Raw genomic sequence first — 18817 nt, 5'->3', positions numbered from 1 at the left:
GCTAACAAATCACTGAGGGACGCGTAGAAAATGCGTCCCGGCTCTTTAAGAGATCTAACGAATGACCCTGAAGACCATCGAAGGTACCTTCATCGCCCCTAAAGGCCGCTACGCTTTGGTAGTAGGCCGTTTCAACAGCTTTGTCGTTGAAAGCCTGGTCAGCGGTGCTGTTGATGCCCTGGTTCGCCATGGCGTGAGCGAAAGCGACATCACCATCATCCGTGCGCCTGGCGCCTTCGAAATCCCGCTGGTTGCGCAAAAAGTCGCTCAGAAGGGCGAGTACGCGGCAATCATCGCGTTGGGCGCGGTCATTCGTGGCGGTACTCCGCACTTCGAATACGTGGCTGGCGAGTGCACCAAGGGCCTGGCCCAGGTGTCCATGGAGTTCGGCGTACCGGTCGCTTTCGGCGTCCTGACCGTTGATTCCATCGAGCAAGCCATCGAACGTTCCGGCACCAAGGCCGGTAACAAAGGTGCTGAAGCTGCCCTGTCCGCTCTGGAAATGGTCAGCCTGCTGGCGCAGTTGGAGGCCAAGTGATTAGCGACGATAGCGATCGTTTCAACCCGCGCGATCCGAAACCTGCGGACGCTGGCAAGCCATCCAAGAGCGTCAAGCGTCGCGAAGCCCGTCAGCTCGCGACTCAGGCGCTGTACCAATGGCACATGGCCAAAACTTCGCTGAACGAGATCGAAGCGCAGTTCCGGGTCGATAACGATTTCAGTGATGTCGATGCCGCCTACTTCCACGACATCCTGCACGGTGTACCGGCGCACAAGACCGAGATCGATTCTGCGCTCGCTCCGTGCCTGGACATCACCATTGATGAGCTCGATCCGGTTGAACTGGCCGTTCTGCGCCTGTCCACCTGGGAGCTGATCAAGCGTGTCGATGTACCGTACCGCGTTGTGATCAACGAAGGGATCGAACTGGCCAAGGTCTACGGTTCCACCGATGGCCACAAGTTCGTCAACGGTGTACTCGACAAGCTGGCCCCGCGCCTGCGTGAAGCTGAAGTGAAGGCGTTCAAGCGCTGATTGGCGCTTGAACGGCTGCCTGATGGGCGAGTTTGAGCTGATCCGCAATTTCTTCGCCGCCGCGCCTTGTGCGCAGGGCGGCGAGGGCGTTGTCCTGGGAATCGGCGACGACTGCGCCTTGCTGGCTGTTCCCCCCGGGGAGCAGTTGGCAATTTCCACCGACACCCTGGTTGCCGGTGTGCATTTCGCAGATCCCTGCGACCCGTTTCTGCTCGGTCAGCGTTCGCTGGCCGTGGCCGTCAGCGATTTGGCTGCCATGGGCGCCACCCCCGTTGCCTTTACCCTTGCCCTGACCTTGCCGACGGTGACCGCCGATTGGCTGGATGCCTACGCCCGTGGTTTGAATGTCATGGCGCGCAGTTGTGGCGTGGCACTGATCGGCGGTGACACCACCCGCGGGCCGTTGAGCCTGACAATGACGGTGTTCGGGCGCGTGCCGGTCGGTCAGGCATTGACGCGAAGTGGCGCTCAGCCGGGCGATTTGCTGTGTGTTGGTGGTGAGCTGGGCAATGCTGCCGGCGCCTTGCCGCTGGTACTGGGTCAACGGACCGCTGATGACGCCATCGGCGATCCGCTGCTGCGCCATTACTGGTCGCCACAACCGCAACTGGCCCTCGGTCAGGCGTTGCGTGGCAAAGCCACCTCAGCACTCGATATTTCCGACGGGCTACTGGCCGACTGCGGGCATATTGCGCTCGCGTCGAAGGTCGGTATTCAGGTCGAGCGGAGTAAGCTACCAATGTCGCAGGCATTAGTGGCCTTCCTCGGTCAGGCAGGCGCCGAAGACGCCGCCCTGAGCGGTGGCGACGATTACGTGCTGGCCTTCACCTTGCCGCCCATCGAATTACCCCGGTTGCTGGCGGATGGCTGGCCGATCCATGTGGTCGGTCGTGTGGTGACGGGGCAGGGTGTTGTGCTACTGGATACCGCCGGACAAGACATCACCCCGCAAACCCGGGGCTACCAACATTTTCGGGAGACACCGTGACAGATCATCCCAAACAGGTTCCGGCGGAATTCGTACCGCCGTCGGTCTGGCGCAATCCATGGCATTTCCTGGCGTTCGGCTTCGGCTCGGGCACCTTGCCAAAAGCGCCCGGCACCTGGGGGTCGCTGGTTGCGCTGCCCTTTATCCCGTTGTGGCAGATGTTGCCCGACTGGGGCTATTGGCTGATGCTCGGCATCACCATGCTGTTCGGTTTCTGGTTGTGCGGCAAAGTCGCTGACGATTTGCGGGTGCACGATCACGAAGGCATCGTCTGGGATGAAATGGTCGGGATGTGGATCACCCTGTGGCTGGTGCCGGAAGGGTGGTACTGGTTGCTGGTGGGGTTCCTGATGTTCCGCTTCTTCGACATTCTCAAGCCGTGGCCGATTCGCTGGATCGACCGACATGTGCATGGCGGCGTCGGGATCATGCTCGATGACGTATTGGCCGGGGTGTTTGCGTGGTTGGCGATGCAAGGGCTGGTGAGGCTCTTCGCCTGAGGCTAAGCAGAGAGGACTAGGGATGGCTTGGCGCTGGTTGGCGGTGATGGTTTTTGCGATGCTTTGCTCACTCGTGCAGGCGCAGGAAGCGCCGACGACGCCATCCGTGATTCATCTGGCCAGCGAAGAATGGATAGACTACACCGCCGCCGATGGCCATGGCCTGGGCTGGGACGTATTGCGTGAAGTGTTCGAGCCTGCCGGCGTCAAACTGGATATTCGTATCGAGCCCTACACGCGCGCCATTGGCCTGGCACAACGTGGCGAAGTGGACGCCTGTGTCGGCGGCTATCGCGATGAAGTCAGCGACTTGCTGTATCCGCGCTGGAATTACGATACCGATCACATCTATGCCCTGGGTCTGGCCACTAACCCGGCACCGACCCCGCAAACCCTGGGTATCTATCGACTGGCCTGGGTTCGCGGCTACAAGTACCAGGCTTATCTGCCCAACGTGCACCGCTACAACGAAGTTGTACGGCGTACCGGAATTCTGTCGATGCTGACCCACAACCATGCCGACTACTACATCGATGCGCTGACCGAAGTGGATTACATTGTCAGCCGGGCCAAGGATCCGTCGCAGTTGCGCCGCACCCACATCGCCGAATTGCCGCTGTACCTGTGTTTTGCCAAGACCCCCAAGGCTCGCGCATTGATGGCATTGTTCGATCAGCGTATGGATAAATTGGTGAAGAACGGTCATTTGAAACCAATCTTCGAGCGCTGGAAGCAGCCGTATCCGTTTGATTCAAACTGAACACAACGCTTGAAACCGACGGTAAAGCCACTGTAGGAGCGAGCTTGCTCGCGATGGTGGGTCAGTCAACACTCAGGTATCTGACACTCCATCGCGAGCAAGCTCGCTCCTACAGGTTTTAATGCGGGCATCAGTGATCTAACTTTTTGATCGTTATGCCCCATAATTCAGCCTAAGCGTCTGTAGGAACGTGCTGTTACAATGCCGCGTCTGCGAATCTCCAGTACTTATTGATCAGGAGCACACCGGTGCCTGTCGTTTTCGTCGCCGCTTCCAAGCTGCCAACGCCTTTTGCGCAATTCACCATGCACGGCTTTCTCGATGAAGAAAACGGGCGTGAGCACGTTGTACTGAGCCTGGGTGAGTTCGACGATGGTGCTCCGGTGCTCGGCCGGTTGCATTCCGAATGCCTGACCGGCGACGCTTTGTTCAGTCAGCGTTGCGACTGTGGCTCGCAACTTGAGGCCGCCTTGCAGGCCATCGCCCGCGAAGGTCGTGGCGTGTTGCTCTACTTGCGTCAGGAAGGCCGTGGCATTGGCCTGCTGAACAAGATCCGCGCCTATGAATTGCAGGACGGCGGCGCCGACACCGTTGAAGCCAACGAGCGTCTGGGCTTTGCCGCCGATCAGCGCGACTATGCCATGTGCCTGCCGATGCTTGAGCATCTGGGCGTGAAATCCCTGCGCCTGATGACCAACAACCCACGCAAGGTCAAAGCCTTGACCGACATGGGTATCGTGGTCGCCGAGCGCGTGCCGCTGCACACCGGCCACAATCCGCATAACAAACTCTATCTGGCGACCAAGGCCAGCAAGCTCGACCACATGATGGGCAACGAGCACCAGGGCGAGGCAGACCGGGCGTGACCCGCGGCCAGGTGCGGCGACGACTGTCGGTCAACTGGTGGCAATACCTGGCGCTGGCCTTGTTGCCGCTGTTTGTGATCAACGGCTTATTTGGCCAGAGCGAGGCGTTTCTGCCGGTGTTGGCGATGCCGTTGTTCATCGCCGGTGTGGGCTCAATGTTTGTCAGCCTGAAATTTTTCGGTGGCTACAAGCACGCGCTGATCGCCACCCAAAAAGCGCTTGATACCCCTGAAGAACCCGCCGCATGGATCACGCTGGCCGGCAAGCGTCGCACCGCGTTCCTCGCTGCCGCCTTGCCAGCCTGGATCGGGGCATTGGCAGTCTTTGTCGGTCTTGAAGCCGTGCCGCTGGTACTGCTGGCGCTGTCGACCACGGTGCTGTTCTACCTCTACCGTATCCCGCGTCAACTCGGCTGATGCGCACCGTTTGGCTGGCGGGTTTGCTGCTGGCCGTCAGCGGCTCGGTCTTGGCGATTGAACGTGTGGTCAGCCTCGCGCCGTCTCTGTCTGAAATCGTTGTCGAACTGGGTTCAGCCGACCTGCTGGTGGGCGTGCTGGATGCCGGTGTGCGTCCTGCCGAACTCAAAGACCTTCCTTCCGTTGGCCGCTACGGTCAGTTGGACATGGAGCGCTTGCTCAGCTTGAAGCCCGATTTGCTGCTGCTCTGGCCCGGCAGCGTTGGCCCGGCGCAACGTGAGCAGCTCAAGCGGTTGAACATTCCCACCTATGTCGCCGACCCCGGCAACCTCGAACAACTCACTGCGCAGATTGAGGCCATTGCCACGCAGCTCGGGCGACCCGAACGTGGCGTGTCATTGGCAGCGAAGCTGCGGCAGCGACTCGAATCACTGCGCCAGCGCTATCGTCGGGATGAGCCGGTACGGGTGTTTTATCAGGTATGGGATCGGCCGCTGTACACCGTCGGTGGCGGACAGATCATCAGCGACGCGCTCGACGTGTGCGGCGCGCGCAATGTGTTTGCCGACCTGACATTGCCAGCGCCGCAGGTCAGCGTTGAGGCGGTGCTGCAGCGTAACCCCGAGGTCATCCTGGCCAGTGATCAGGCGCAGCTTGATGCCTGGAAGGCCTGGCCGCAGGTCGCGGCGGTGGCGCAAGGGCAATTGCTGTTGGTGACAGACAAAGGCCTGGAGCGGCCGAGTGGGCAGATGATCGAGGCCACGGCCACGTTGTGCCACGTCATCGCGCCGGATCGCTAAGACCGAGGTGCGGCCTTCGCGAGCAGGCTCACTCCCACGGTGGAATGGATACTCCTGTGGGAGCGAGCCTGCTCGCGAAGAGTCCCGCCCAAACACTACAAATCTCTGGTCAGAGCTCCGGCGTCCAGGTCACCCCAAACAACCACGCCCGACCTTCCTCGCGATACCCATACTCACTGCCGTCATAGCTGTACAGCGCCCGGCTGTAGTCTTTATCCAGCAGGTTATCGAGCTTCAGCTCAAGCTTGATTTCACGGTTGAGTTCCCAGCTACCGCGCAATCCCAACAAGGCGTAGCCACCCAATGACTGTTGATTGTTCAAGTCGTCATAACTGCTGCTGACTGCTTGCCAACTGGCGCCCAGGCCCAGGCGATCAAATTGTCGATCCAGATCCAGGCTCAGTGTCCGCCGTGCACGACGGGCGAGGGTATGGCCGGTATCGAGATCGCGCGGGTCGATGATCGCGATGCCGAGGTCACTCTGCCAGCCGAACAACTCCTGCTTCAACGCCGCTTCGAAACCATTGATCCGCGCCGACGCCACGTTCTGCGGGCGAGAGTTGCTGCCGAAAATAATCGCGTCTTCCAGGTTCGTGCGATACAGCGACGCTTCCAGTCGGCTGCTGTCAGTCAATTGACTGCGCCATTGCAGCTCGTAGCTTTTCGAGGTTTCAGGCTTGAGGTCCGGGTTGCTGAAATCCGGGTAGTACAGGTCGTTGAAAGTCGGCGCTCGGAAGCCTTCGCTGTAGGTCAGCAACACATCGTTGTCCGGGTTCAACGGCAGCGTAAAGGTACCGCTCCAGCTGTTTTGGCCGCCGAACTGCTGGTTCTGGTCGCGGCGCAGGCCCAGTTCTGTGGAGAAGCTGTCCGCCTGGTAGCGATGCTGAACAAACACCGCGCGGTTCCAGCGACTGTCCTCGTCAAACGGCGTGCTGCTGTTGATTCGGTCTTCGTACCAATCGCCGCCAAGCAGCAGGCTGTTGCGCGCGTTGAGCGTCAGGTCGTTCTGCCAGTTCACCGAGTCGCGGTATGTGTTGAACACGCTGCGTTCGTCGCTGAGTTTGTCGAGGGTCTTTTCGAGGTTTTCACTGTGGCCGAATTCGACACGGGCTTTCCAGAGGTCATTCACCCGTGCATCGACGTAGCTGCTGACGCTGCTCACATCGAATTCGCTGTAAGGCTGTTGCTGGACCGACTCGAACGTGTCCGGGTCGAAGCGGCCGAACGGATTGTCGAACGCGCTTTTGCCGCGGTTATCCAGTAGGTTGGCGCCGATTTCGACGTCATCGGTGAGGGCGTGGCTCAGGCTGAAACTCAGCGATTTGTTGCGGTACTCGTCGTGATCGCCGTCGCTCGGATACGACTCATGGGTGCGATTGATGCCAGCCGTTTCATCGAGGCTGGTGCCGAGGTTGAAGCGGGTTTTATCGTCGCCACCGGACAATCCAAGGCTGCGCTCCCAGGTCTGATTGCTGCCAAAACCCACGTGCATTCGCGAATGCAGGCCTGCCTCGTCGCCACGACGGGTGAAGATCTGGATCACCCCGCCAATGGCATCACTGCCATAGATCACCGAGCGGGAGCCGCGCAGCACTTCCACGCGCTCGACCTGTTCGATATTGATGTGTTGCAGGTTGCTGTCGCCGGAGGTCGAGTTGCCGATCCGTTGACCGTCCACCAGCACCAGACTCTGGGCCGAATTAGTGCCGCGAATATAAATCCCGGGCAGGCTGCCGCGCCCGCCGGTCTGCGCGACTTGCACTCCCGGCACACGCCGCAGCAAATCCGTGATGCTGTTCGGCTGCAGGCGATCGATGTCGTCGCGGGTGAACACGGTGTTGGCGGCGCTGCTGTCATTGCGTGCTTCGACCTGGCGGTTGGCGCTGATCAATACGTCGGGCAGTTTCAGGGCCTGGTCACGTTCGAAGGTGTCAGCCAGGAGCTGACCGGCTGGCAGCAGGGTCAGCGTCAGGGCGAGAGGGGAGAGTTTCATCGGGGCAGTCCGTTGGGGCTTTAAAGCGAACAAATTTTGAAGGGCACAAAAAACTACTGTGGGAGCGAGCTTGCTCGCGATGACGGTGTGTCAGTCAAAGAATATGTTGACTGAAAGTCCGCTATCGCGAGCAAGCTCGCTCCCACAGGTTATTGCGTGTAGCTAGTAGGTTAGATGTTCAGCAGTTGCAGGCGTTGGCGAACCGAAGCCTCGATCCCGGCCTCGTCCAGTCCGCACTCGGCGAGCATTTGCGCAGGCTTGGCGTGCTCGACGTAAATATCCGGCAAGCCCAGGTGCATCACCGACTTGAGGATGTTCTCGCGGGCGAGGAACTCGCTGACCGCGCCACCGGCGCCGCCCATGATTGCGTTCTCTTCGATGGTCACGAGCAGCTCGTGGCTGCTGGCGATTTCGCGAACCAGTGCTTCATCAAGCGGTTTGACGAAGCGCATGTCGACCACGGTGGCATCCAGCGTCTCGGCGACTTTCAGCGCCTCGGCCAATTGCACGCCGAACACCAGCAAGGCGACTTTGCTGCCCTGACGGCGAACCACGCCTTTGCCGATTTCGATCGGTTGCAGGTCTTTCTCGATCGTTGCGTTCGGGCCGGTGCCGCGCGGATAACGCACTGCCGCCGGGCCGTTGTACAGATGGCCGGTGGTGAGCATCTTGCGCAGTTCGTTTTCGTCGCTCGGGGTCATCACCAGCATGCCGGGAATGCACCGTAGGAACGACAGATCGAAGCTGCCCGCGTGCGTCGGGCCGTCTTCGCCCACTAAACCTGCGCGGTCGATGGCGAACAGCACGTCGAGGTTCTGCACCGCCACATCATGCACAAGCTGGTCATAACCGCGTTGCAGGAACGTCGAGTAGATCGCCACCACCGGTTTCGCGCCCTCGCAGGCCATGCCGGCAGCGAAGGTCACCGCGTGTTGCTCGGCAATCGCCACGTCGAAATAGCGCAACGGGAAACGCTCGCTGAAGGCCACCAGATCGGAGCCTTCTTTCATCGCCGGAGTGATCCCGACCAGGCGCGGATCCGCGGCGGCCATGTCGCACAACCATTCGCCGAACACACCGGAATACTTTGGCCCACCGGCTTTCTTCGGCGCGGCGGCCGGAGCGTCCAGCGGTTCGAGTTTGGTGATGGCGTGGTAACCGATCGGGTCGACTTCCGCCGGGGCGAAGCCTTTGCCTTTCTTGGTGACGATGTGCAGGAACTGCGGGCCTTTCAGATCGCGCATGTTACGCAGGGTGGCGATCAGCGTCGGCAAGTCATGGCCATCGATCGGGCCGATGTAATTCCAGCCCAATTCTTCGAACAGCGTGCCGGGAACCAGCATGCCTTTTGCGTATTCTTCGGTGCGGCGGGCGATTTCCCAGGCGCCGGGTAGGCGCGACAGGACCTTTTTGCTGCCTTCGCGCATGCTCGCATAGGTGCGGCTGGAAAGGATTTTCGCCAGGTAGTTCGACAGGCCGCCGACGTTGCGCGAGATCGACATGTCATTGTCGTTGAGGATCACCAGCATGTTGGCGTTCACTTCCGGCGCGTGGTTCAGCGCCTCGAACGCCATGCCGGCGGTCAGCGCGCCGTCGCCAATCACCGCGATGGCCTTGCGATCACTGTTCTGCAGGCGGGAGGCAATCGCCATGCCCAGTGCGGCACTGATCGATGTGCTGGAATGGCCGACGCCAAAGGTGTCGTACTCGCTCTCGGAACGACGCGGGAAGGCGGCAACGCCGTCCTTCTGGCGCAGGGTGCCCATGCGCGCGCGACGGCCGGTGAGGATTTTGTGTGGATAGGCCTGATGACCCACGTCCCACACCAGCCGGTCGTCCGGGGTGTCAAAGACGTAATGCAACGCGATGGTCAGCTCGATGACGCCCAGGCCAGCACCGAAATGCCCGCCGGTCTGACCGACCGTGTAGAGCAATTCCAGGCGCAACTCATCGGCCAGGGTTTCCAGCTCGGCTTCTCCTAACCGGCGCAGGCCGTCCGGCGTGTTGGCACGGTCGAGCAGGGGCGTGGTCGGGCGCTTGCGGGGAATCTCATGAAACGTCGTGGGCATCAGGCGAATCGTTATAGGTATAAAAGATGGGGCAGTTTACCTGATGCATCGCCCCCTGCCCACGCGTTGGTTTTAAGTTGGCTGATACGCCGTCAGCTACGGCGCTCGACGATATAACGGGCCAGGTCGCGCAAGGGCTCTGCCGCCGCGTCAAACGGTCGCAGCGCATGCAGCGCCTGATCGCGCAGCTCCAGGGCATACACCTTGGCCGCGTCGAGGCCGAGCAGGGCCGGGTAAGTCGGCTTGTCGCGAGCGATATCGGCGCCCTGGCGCTTACCGAGGGTCTCGGTATCGCTCTCAACGTCGAGAATGTCGTCTTGCACCTGAAACGCCAGACCAATGGCCTGTGCATACGTCTGCAAAGACTTCAGCTCGTCTTTCTCGGCACGGCCGCTGGCCAATGCGCCGAGTTTGACGCTGACTTCAATCAGCGCGCCGGTCTTGTGCCGATGCATGGTTTCGAGGGCTTTCTGATCGAGTTTCAGTCCCACCGACCCAAGATCGATGGCTTGACCGCCGACCATACCGGCCGGGCCCGCCGCCAACGCCAGCGCGCTAACCATCTGCAGACGGATTTCAGCGTCCGACGAACTGAAGCGCGGGTCGAGGAGGGCGCTGAAGGCCAGGCTCTGCAACCCGTCACCGGCCAGAATTGCGCAGGCTTCATCGTATTTTTTGTGCGTTGTCGGCTGGCCGCGACGCAGATCGTCGTCGTCCATTGCCGGCAAATCGTCGTGCACCAGGGAATAAGCGTGGATCAGCTCCACCGCGCAGGCGGCGCCGTTGGCTTGTTCAGCCTCTCCACCCAGTGCTTCGCACGCAGCGTACGCCAGCAGCGGGCGCACACGCTTACCGCCGTTCATTACGCTGTAGCGCATGGCTTCGTACAGCCGCGCCAGCTCAGGGCTCGGCGCGTTGAACAGGGTTTCCAGGGCCGCGTTGACCCGGGCCTGGCTGGTCGCTGAATACGCTGCAATCATTCTGGCTGATCCGCGTCGAAGGGTTCCTCGGCCAGCTCGCCATCACGCTCAAGCAGCACCTGAACCTTCTGCTCGGCCTGGGCCAGCGCCGCCTGGCAATCGCGGGTCAGACCGATGCCTTGCTCGAAAGCCGTCAGCGAGTCTTCCAGCGACAGTTCGCCGTTCTCCAGTCGTTCTACCAGCGTTTGCAGGTCAGCGAGAGATTGTTCGAAATCCAGTGCAGCTTTTTTGCGGGCCATGGCGGCTATTTCCGGTTGACGTTAAACCGGCGCGACACTAGCAGACATGGGGGTTATGGGCAAATAAGCGGGGCAGTTCCGCCCTCTGTACTGGCAGCAACCTTTTCGGTTACGACGCATTCTTGTAGCAGCTGGCGAAGCAGGATTTACGACTGCTGCGCAGCCGGACGCAGCCTTCGGCAGCTGCTACAAAAGGTATGAGGGCTCAAATCAGCGTTCATTCGGCTCACCGTCCAGCCACCACCGTGATCGCTACCGCAAATCATGATGGATCCGATTGTTAATAAACCATCGAATAGCTACCCTTCGTGCCTTCTACGACCCAACAGTCACGGGTCTTTCTGACGAAACGCAGTTTTTCGATCTGTAACGCACCTAGGATCAGGTGCAGGGTTTCGTCAGGCATGGCAGGAGGCATCACATGCGTTCATTTTTTCTAGTGCTGATGGGACTCGCCTGCGCGACCGCTGCCTGGGCCGAACCGACGGCTGAGCTGTCGGAGCCGGTCGGCGGCTGGCGCTATAACGGCCTGCTGGACCGCAGCGAAAACCCTCAGGTCGCCTACCCCACACCGCCCATTGACCGCGGCGTACAACGCAATCGCACGATGATCGAAGGCCAGCTCAAGGCCATCGGCACTCAGCGCGGGCCGCACACCTTGGCGGTCAACGGCAATCCCCTGAATTTGTACACCGACGATGCAGGGCGGTTCGCCCGGCCGTATGCCTTCGGTGCCGGCTCCAACAGTGTCGAAGTGCGCAGTGTCGAGGGCAAGTCGCTCAAGCGCGTTCAATTCTATGAAGCCAACAACCTGCGCACGCCCGTGCGGATTCGCGTGGTGTTGGGTTGGGACGATCCGAAGGCCGAACTCGACCTGCACATCATTACGCCCGATGGCCAGCATGCGTTTTTCGCCCACACGGCGTTGACCAATGGCGGCGGTCTGGACCCGGACGGCGTCGATGGCCCCGGCCCGGAAATGTTCACCATGACCGCGCCGCTGCATGGCACCTATCTGGTTTACGTGAACTATTGGGGCAACTTCGGCAGCGAAGGCTATAACTTCGATGAGGCCAGTAACCAGAACGAGGTGATCACCTCGCAGATCAACCTGGTCCTCAACGAAAACACCATTGACGAAAAGCGCGAGACCTTCATCGTACCGCTGCGCGCGATCGGTGACCTGTTGCTGGTCAAGACTTTCAACTATTGAACATCCCGCACCACGGATGAATTGGGTTTTGTGAAATGAGTGATAGCACTATTGTTCCCCCGGCCGCCGACGCTTCTGCAGCCAAACCCTCCCGTCGCTGGCCGGCGCTGCTGGGCGGGCTGTGCCTGGTGGCGGTCGTGGCGGGTGGGCTGGGGTGGTTCATGCACAAAACCAAAGCGCCACCCGCGCAGTTGGCCAGCGACAAACTGGGCATGAGCCGACCGGACGGTCTGCTCGAAACCCACTCATTGAGCCAATTGCCCAAGGATTTGCTGGCGGTGCCGTTCCTCAAGGAAACCCTGACCGAAGATTTCGTTTTCTATTACGAAGCGCATGTCGATCGCCTCGGCTTGATCGGCAGCCTGCGGCGGATCATTTACGAACATGACCTGAAGTTGCAGGACAGCCTGATCGAGCAACTGTTCGATCAACCGGCAGATGTGGCGCTGTGGCGCGGGGCGGATGGTCGGCTCAAGGATTTCCTGTTGGTGATGGATCGCGGCGGTCTGGCCAAGGTGCTGGAGCCGCTGGCGAAAGTGGCGCTGGATGATTCGCAGCTGAGCAAGATCGGCGAAGTGAAAGTCGGCGCCGACGATGTTGCGCTTTATCAACTCACCTACAACGCCAATAAGGCGCTGCTGTTCGCCTCCCATGGCGACAAACTGGTGGTGCTGTCCAACCCGACCAAACTCTACGATCCGCACAGCGGCTCATCGGAAGAACCGGGCCGCGTTTCCACCAGCGCCATCGCCGCGTTGCTCAACGGCGACAAGCTCTTCCCCGAAGCTTTTGGCTTGCAGCCCCGTGCGCCCGAAGTGAAACAACGCCTCTCGGTCAACGCCAGCGTTCTGGCCATGGGGTATCAGCGTTTTATCCCGAACTTCGCCGGCCTGCGCTTTGATATGGACGACAAGGGCTGGCACAGCTTCCTTGCCATGGACGAGCTGGAGAATCAGCCGGACTTCGATTTCAAACCGATCTGGCAAGCCATGCCGATGGGCGCCAGTGCTTGCGTTGCTTTACCGCTCGCCGCTGAACAACAAAAACCGCTGCTGGTGAAACTCGGCGCCGAAGACAATGTGGCCCAGGCGTTGACCGAACACATGGCCGGTGCAGCAGGGCTGTGTTGGTACGCCGACTCGCGGCTGTATACGCCGCTACTGGTAGCGAGCCTGAAAGACAAGGACAGCGCCAGGCTCGACGGCGATGTGGGCAAACTGTTCGGCTCGATGGTCGGCGCCTACGAAAGCAAGGTCGATGAACACGCGTTCCCGGTGGTCGAGAAGCAGGAGGGTGAAACCCACCAGTGGCAGCGTCAGGTCAGTTCCAACTTCGGCCCTTATGCGGCCAAGGAGGCCGAAGACGCGGACGCGATCACCGGCAAGGCGTTCATGAAAGTGAGCTTGGCGCGCCACGGCTCAACGCTGCTGTTCTCCCTTGACGACAAGCTCGTAGACAAAGCCATCGGCACCCTCGACAAACGCTTCCCGCCGATGGCCGACGTGGTGCCGAAAGACCTGCTGATGCCGGTCTACTTCGGTCCGGATGCCATGGCGCAACTGATGCAACAGGAAACCCTCGATAGCCTGCCGCAGGACATGGAACCGGTGTTCTACAACGCCGCGCAAACCTACCTGATCCCGAAACTGCGCTCGCTCGGCGGTTATGGCAAATACGCGCTGACCTTGCCAAAAGGCAGCGAGCCCGACGGCCACTGGCAATGGCTGCCGCTGGAATGGAAAGCCCTGTGACCGCACTCATTCGAAGCCTTGGCCTGCTGGCGATGTTGCTGGGTAGTCGCGTATTTGCCAGTGACGCCGCGCCGCTGGATCCGCAGCAATCCCAGGTCTTCCGCGCCTGGTTCGTACGCATCGCCCAGGAGCAATTGATCCAAGGCCCGAGCCCGCGCTGGTATCAGCAGGACTGCGCCGGGCTGGTGCGGTTCGCCGCCAACGAAGCGCTGAAGGTCCATGACGATAAATGGCTGCGCAGCAACGGCCTGTCCAACCGCTATCTGCCACCCGAGCTGCAATTGAGCGAGGCGCAACGCGGTCTCGCCCAGCAATGGCAACAGGGCGGCGGCAAGGTCGGACCCTACGTCAACGCCATCAAACTGATCCAGTTCAACAGTCATCTGGTCGGCCGCGATCTGGCGCAAGCCCGGCCCGGCGACCTGATGTTTTTCGATCAGGGCGACGACCAGCACCTGATGATCTGGATGGGTCGCTACATCGCCTATCACACCGGCACCAACACCCCCACTGACAACGGCATGCGGTCCGCGAGCCTGCAGCAACTCATGACATGGAAGGACACCCGATGGATACCCGATGCAGCCAACCCCAACTTCATCGGCGTCTATCGACTGAATTTTCTCTCTCAATGATCGGTGTCCGCATGCTGCGCCTGTGCTCGAAACTGCCGTTGCTGTTGGCCTTGCTGGCGCCTCTGGCCACGGTCAACGCCGAAGACACCGTCCAGCCGAGCGGCTACATGCCGGTGGCCGGAGAAAGCTTTTTCCTGCTGGCCGACAGCAGTTTCGCCAGTGACGAACAGGCGATGGTGCGCCTTGAAGCGCCGGGCCGCGACTACCGCCGATTTCGCATGGAGCCTTACGGCGGCGCCGACATTCGCGTGTATCGCATCGATAAACCGCTGGATTTCCTCAAGCGACAGAAGAACCTGCACCGCGTGGTCAGCGACGGCCAGTTCAAAGGCGAAGGCCTGTCGAACACCCTCGCGTACTTGTGGGACAGCTGGTACCGCAAATCCCGTCGCGTGATGCAGCGGGCGTTTTCCTACGAGTCGCGTAAGCAGGTCACCGAGCAAGTTCCGGAACTGAAGATGGGCACCGCGATCGCTGCGCCAACGCCTTACGACGCTCGGCCGCAATTCGCATTGATTCCAGGCTTGCCGCTGATCAGTCAGTTTCGTTATCCACTGTGGGAAGCCAAACCGATCCAGCCGCCTGCAGGCGTGAACCTGGCCGGTTCTTCCAGCGAGTTTGTCAGCGTCGCACCGGGCAACGTCTACATTCCGTTGGGCCATCTGAAGCCGGGTCTGTACCTGGTGGAGGCGTTGATCGGCAAGTACCGCGCGACCACCATGGTGTTCGTTTCCAACACCGTGGCGGTGAGCAAGATTGCCGGTGATGAGTTGCTGGTGTGGGCCGCGCGCAAACACGAAGGCAGTTCGGTGCCGAAGGTGAATGTGCTGTGGACCGACGGCCTCGGCGTGATGAGCAGCGGTGCCACTGACGCCGAGGGTTTGCTGCGTCTGAAACACGTCAGCCCCGAGCGTTCATTCGTGATCGGCGAGGACGAAGAGGGCGGGGTGTTTGTTTCCGAAAACTTCTATTACGACAGCGAAATCTACGACACCAAACTCTTTGCGTTTACCGACCGGCCGCTGTACCGGCCGGGGGATTGGGTGTCGCTGAAAATCGTCGGTCGCGAGTTCAAGAACGCCCGCGATTCGGTATTGCCGACCGCTGCCGATGTCAACGTGACCGTACTCGATGCCACGGGCACCGCGCTGCAATCGCTGGCGCTGAAGCTTGATTCCAAGGCCGGCACTCAAGGCCGTTTCCAGTTGCCGGACAACGCGGTGGCGGGCGGTTATGAATTGCGTTTCAGCTACAAGGATCAGGCCTACAGCAGCGCCTTCCGCGTAGCGGAATACATCAAGCCGCACTTTGAAATTTCGCTGAACCTGGCCAAGCAGGATTACCGCACTGGCGAACCGGTTAAGGGCAGTCTGGTGCTGTTGTACCCCGACGGTAAACCCGTGGCCAACGCCAAGCTGAGCCTGAGCTTGCGTGCCCAGCAACTGTCAATGGTCGACAACGAACTGCAATACCTCGGGCAATTCCCGGTGGAGTTGACCAGCACCGAACTGACCACCGACGCCAAAGGCAACGCGACCCTCGACCTGCCGGCTGCCGACAAGCCGAGCCGTTACATGCTCACGGTGTTTGCCAGCGATGGCGCGGCGTATCGGGTCAAGACCACCAAGGAAATCCTCATCGACCGGGGTGCCGCGAGTTTCAGCCTGCGCGCGCCACAGCGGTTCAGTGCAGTGGGTGACAAGGTGGCGTTCACTTACGCCAACGAAGGGGGCAGTGAGCAAAGCCAAGCCGTTACGCCCAGCAGCTACAGCTGGGTGCGTCTGGAAGACCAAAGCACCGGTGAAGGCAAACTCGCTGCAACCGATCAAGGCTTCACCCTGGCCTTCGACCGCCCGGGCACTTACAACCTGACCTTGAAGGATGATCACGGTCGTGTCGTCGGCGCCACCGGCCATTCGGTCACGGGCGATGGGGTCAAAGCCGTACCGGGCACCGTAGAAATCATCCTCGACAAACCGGAATACAAGGCCGGTGATGAAGCCTTGGCGTTGATCACTTTTCCGGAACCGGTCAGCGATGCGCTGTTATCGCTGGAGCGTGACAAGGTCGAGGCCACCGCGTTGCTGTCCAAGGGCGGCGACTGGCTGAAGTTGGAAAAACTCAGCGACACCCAATACCGCGCGCGCATCCCGGTGAAGGACCATTTCGCCCCGAACCTGACATTCTCCGTTCTCTATACCAAGGGCGGTCAATACAGCTTCCAGAACGCCGGCATCAAGGTGGTAGCGCCGCAGATCGACGTGGCAATCGCCACCGACAAAGAGGCGTATCAGCCGGGTGATACCGTGTCAGTCGACCTCACCACTCAGTTCGCCGGCAAGCCGATTCCGGCGCACCTGACGGTCAGCGTGGTCGACGAAATGGTCTACGCGCTGCAACCGGAAGTGGCGCCGACCATCGACCAGTTCTTCTACCACCCGCGCCGCAATAATGTGCGCACCAGCGCCAGTCTGTCGTTCATCAGCTACGACGTCGCGTTGCCGGGCAGCCCAAGCGCGCCGGGTAAAGCCAACCGCAGTGAACGGGGTGTGAAGGTGCTGGAACGACCGCGTCGTGAAGACGTCGACACCGCCGCGTGGCAGCCGGAATTGATCACCGATGCCAACGGTAAAACCCGTTTCACCTTCCAGATGCCGGACTCGCTGACCCGCTGGCGCATCACCGCCCGGGCCATCGCCGATGACGGTCAGGTCGGGCAGAAGAAGCAGTTCGTGCGCTCGGAAAAACCGCTGTACCTGAAATGGAGCGGCCCGACCCAATTCCGCGCCGGCGACAAACCGGATCTCGGGGTGTTCGCCTTCAGCCAGGCCGAGCAACCGGTCAAGGCCGAGTTGGTGACGCATTACGCCGGTACTGAACAACGCGTGCCGGTGACCCTGAACAACGGCATTAACTACATCGCGTTGCCAGCGTTCGCGTTGGCCAGTGGCGAGTGGACCGCTGAATTGGTGCAGGACGGCAAAACCGCCGATGCACTGGCCGTGCGCCTGATCGCGACCGGCGAAGGTTGGCAGGTCACGCAAAGCCAGAGTCTGGACGTGGCCAGCGGTGATACGCCGCTGACCTTGCCTGCGGACGCGACGGACATTCGTCTGCGTCTGGATGACAGCCCGCAAGCGCTGTTCCGTTCGGCACTCGATGATTTGCTGAGCTATCCGTACGGCGGCGTCGAGCAAACGGCCAGTCGTTTGCTGCCGTTGAGCATCGCATATCCGACCTTGTCGTCGAATCCGCAGATCCGCGATCGCTTGCGTTTGATCATGCAAAACAGCCGCCTGCGCCTGGTGCAAATGGCCGGGCCTTCCGCGAGTTTCACCTGGTGGGGCATGGACGGTGAGCCGGACGCATTCCTCACTGCGTACGCCTATTACGCCGACTGGTACGCCAGCAAAGCGCTGGAACTGAGCCTGCCGCCGGAGCATTGGCAGCGGGTGCTGGAGGTCTACGCCAAACAGGCGAAAAACACACCGCTGTTGCAGCGCGCGCTGATTCTGTCGTTCGCCAAACAAATGCAATTGCCGGTGAACACCTTGCTCAGTGGTTTGATGGACGACTTGTCGAAAGCGGGAGAGGGCAATGCGGCAAATTTGATGGAGGACGGTGAAGACAGCATCGTCATGAGCGATCCGGATTCGGCGCTGGGTTTGGCTGCGGCGCGTGCGCTGACGGCTTCGTTGGCGCGTCAGTCCAAGGTGGCGTTGCCGGATGCTTTCAACCGACAACTGGCCGACGCACAACAGCGCCTGGCCGTCAGTTCGCAGCCGTTTGCCGAAGCGTTGAACCTGTCGCTGCAAACCTTCGATCAGGCACACGCGCAAGCGCTCTTGCAGCGTCTGTTGCCACAACAATCAACCCTGGAACGTGCGTTGGCGCTGACCTGGTTGCAGCGCAGCATCGAGCAGGCCTCACCCACCGTCGCGCTGGCACCGGGCGACGGCTGGAAGAAAGGACACGGTGATACCGGTGAGGTGTATTGGACATGGCAGGGTGCTCCGCCCGTGCCCGCCGTGTTGTCGCTGACTGGGGTGCAAGAACGTCCGCTTCGCGCCGCGCTGAGCTACCAGACCCAGCAACCGCCGGTTGATCCGATGGCCGTGACCATCACCCGTCGCCTGTCGCGCCTGGTGCCGGGTGCCGCAGCGTTCACCTTCAAACTGGAAGCGGTCGGCACTCAGCCGTTATCCAGCGACAGCCTGTACCTGGACGAAGTGATCATCACCAGCAAAGCCGCCAGACCGCTGCGTTACGCGATGGTCGAAGTGCCGTTGCCACCGGGTGCCGATGTCGAGCGTACGACGTGGGGCATCAAACTCATGGGCAAGTCCGGCGCCGAGCCGACCGCACTGGAGAAGGCGCGCTTCGAGCCGGGCCAGATGGCCTATGCCATTCCAGTGGACGCCTTGAGTGGCGAGTTGCGTGTGCGCCATCTGGTGCGCTTCTCGCAGAAAGGCCAGTTCAACCTGCCGCCGGTGCGTTTCACCCAGGTCTATGCGCCACAGCATCAGGCTCAGGAACAGAAACCGGCGCTTGGTCAGGTCACGGTCCACTGAC

General features: G+C 60.8%; 16 protein-coding genes. 12 read left to right on the top strand and 4 right to left on the bottom strand.

Going from position 1 to position 18817, the window contains the following annotated elements:
- Window positions 1–61 precede the first annotated feature (61 nt).
- From ribH to AC1MDT_RS18900, 8 genes are all read left to right on the top strand, one after another.
- Complete coding sequence (gene ribH, locus AC1MDT_RS18935; RefSeq protein WP_003185938.1) at window positions 62–538, top strand: 6,7-dimethyl-8-ribityllumazine synthase; 477 nt, start codon at window positions 62–64, stop codon at window positions 536–538.
- Window positions 535–1035, top strand: a complete 501-nt coding sequence (nusB, locus tag AC1MDT_RS18930) for a transcription antitermination factor NusB (protein ID WP_480418481.1) — start codon at window positions 535–537, stop codon at window positions 1033–1035. Before ribH ends, nusB begins: the two co-directional genes overlap by 4 nt.
- Window positions 1036–1057: 22 nt before the next feature.
- Window positions 1058–2023, top strand: coding sequence for a thiamine-phosphate kinase (thiL, locus tag AC1MDT_RS18925; RefSeq protein WP_480418480.1), 966 nt, complete (start codon window positions 1058–1060; stop codon window positions 2021–2023).
- Window positions 2020–2523 (top strand): phosphatidylglycerophosphatase A family protein, encoded by a 504-nt coding sequence (locus AC1MDT_RS18920; RefSeq protein WP_480418479.1) that lies wholly within the window; start codon window positions 2020–2022, stop codon window positions 2521–2523. The genes thiL and AC1MDT_RS18920 overlap by 4 nt, the downstream gene beginning before the upstream one ends.
- Before the next feature lie 22 nt (window positions 2524–2545).
- A complete protein-coding gene (locus tag AC1MDT_RS18915; RefSeq protein ID WP_480418478.1) occupies window positions 2546–3283 on the top strand; it encodes a substrate-binding periplasmic protein in 738 nt (245 codons plus the stop codon).
- Window positions 3284–3531: 248 nt separating this feature from the next.
- Window positions 3532–4149, top strand: a complete 618-nt coding sequence (ribA, locus tag AC1MDT_RS18910) for a GTP cyclohydrolase II (protein WP_045057501.1) — start codon at window positions 3532–3534, stop codon at window positions 4147–4149.
- On the top strand, window positions 4146–4565 hold the full coding sequence (locus AC1MDT_RS18905) for an MFS transporter (RefSeq protein WP_480418477.1): 420 nt from the start codon (window positions 4146–4148) through the stop codon (window positions 4563–4565). Before ribA ends, AC1MDT_RS18905 begins: the two co-directional genes overlap by 4 nt.
- A complete protein-coding gene (locus AC1MDT_RS18900) occupies window positions 4565–5365 on the top strand; it encodes a cobalamin-binding protein (RefSeq protein ID WP_480418476.1) in 801 nt (266 codons plus the stop codon). The genes AC1MDT_RS18905 and AC1MDT_RS18900 overlap by 1 nt, the downstream gene beginning before the upstream one ends.
- Window positions 5366–5474: 109 nt before the next feature.
- Here AC1MDT_RS18900 and AC1MDT_RS18895 read toward each other — a convergent pair whose 3' ends face one another.
- The 4 genes from AC1MDT_RS18895 to AC1MDT_RS18880 all read right to left on the bottom strand — a co-directional run bounded on the left by AC1MDT_RS18895 (window position 5475) and on the right by AC1MDT_RS18880 (window position 10646).
- Window positions 5475–7358 (bottom strand): TonB-dependent receptor domain-containing protein, encoded by a 1884-nt coding sequence (locus tag AC1MDT_RS18895; RefSeq protein ID WP_480418475.1) that lies wholly within the window; start codon window positions 7356–7358, stop codon window positions 5475–5477.
- Between the two features lie 170 nt (window positions 7359–7528).
- The gene (dxs, locus tag AC1MDT_RS18890) at window positions 7529–9427 is read right to left on the bottom strand and encodes a 1-deoxy-D-xylulose-5-phosphate synthase (RefSeq protein WP_480418474.1); all 1899 of its coding nucleotides are present in this window, start codon (window positions 9425–9427) and stop codon (window positions 7529–7531) included.
- Between the two features lie 92 nt (window positions 9428–9519).
- Window positions 9520–10407: a (2E,6E)-farnesyl diphosphate synthase gene (gene ispA / locus AC1MDT_RS18885; protein WP_480418473.1), complete on the bottom strand. Its 888-nt coding sequence runs from the start codon at window positions 10405–10407 to the stop codon at window positions 9520–9522.
- The gene (locus AC1MDT_RS18880; protein WP_007894317.1) at window positions 10404–10646 is read right to left on the bottom strand and encodes an exodeoxyribonuclease VII small subunit; all 243 of its coding nucleotides are present in this window, start codon (window positions 10644–10646) and stop codon (window positions 10404–10406) included. The genes ispA and AC1MDT_RS18880 overlap by 4 nt, the downstream gene beginning before the upstream one ends.
- Before the next feature lie 421 nt (window positions 10647–11067).
- Between AC1MDT_RS18880 and AC1MDT_RS18875 the strand changes: the two genes are divergently transcribed.
- The 4 genes from AC1MDT_RS18875 to AC1MDT_RS18860 are packed head-to-tail and all read left to right on the top strand — an operon-like array spanning window position 11068 to window position 18816.
- Window positions 11068–11859, top strand: a complete 792-nt coding sequence (locus AC1MDT_RS18875; protein ID WP_480418472.1) for a YfaP family protein — start codon at window positions 11068–11070, stop codon at window positions 11857–11859.
- Window positions 11860–11894: 35 nt separating this feature from the next.
- Window positions 11895–13610 (top strand): DUF2138 domain-containing protein, encoded by a 1716-nt coding sequence (locus tag AC1MDT_RS18870; protein ID WP_480418471.1) that lies wholly within the window; start codon window positions 11895–11897, stop codon window positions 13608–13610.
- Complete coding sequence (locus AC1MDT_RS18865) at window positions 13595–14245, top strand: DUF1175 domain-containing protein (protein WP_480422829.1); 651 nt, start codon at window positions 13595–13597, stop codon at window positions 14243–14245. Before AC1MDT_RS18870 ends, AC1MDT_RS18865 begins: the two co-directional genes overlap by 16 nt.
- The gene (locus AC1MDT_RS18860; RefSeq protein ID WP_480418470.1) at window positions 14242–18816 is read left to right on the top strand and encodes an alpha-2-macroglobulin family protein; all 4575 of its coding nucleotides are present in this window, start codon (window positions 14242–14244) and stop codon (window positions 18814–18816) included. Before AC1MDT_RS18865 ends, AC1MDT_RS18860 begins: the two co-directional genes overlap by 4 nt.
- The last annotated feature ends 1 nt before the right edge of the window (window position 18817 follow it).

This window comes from Pseudomonas sp. ASL7 (assembly GCF_056680375.1).
This window is presented reverse-complemented; position numbering and strand designations above follow the sequence as displayed.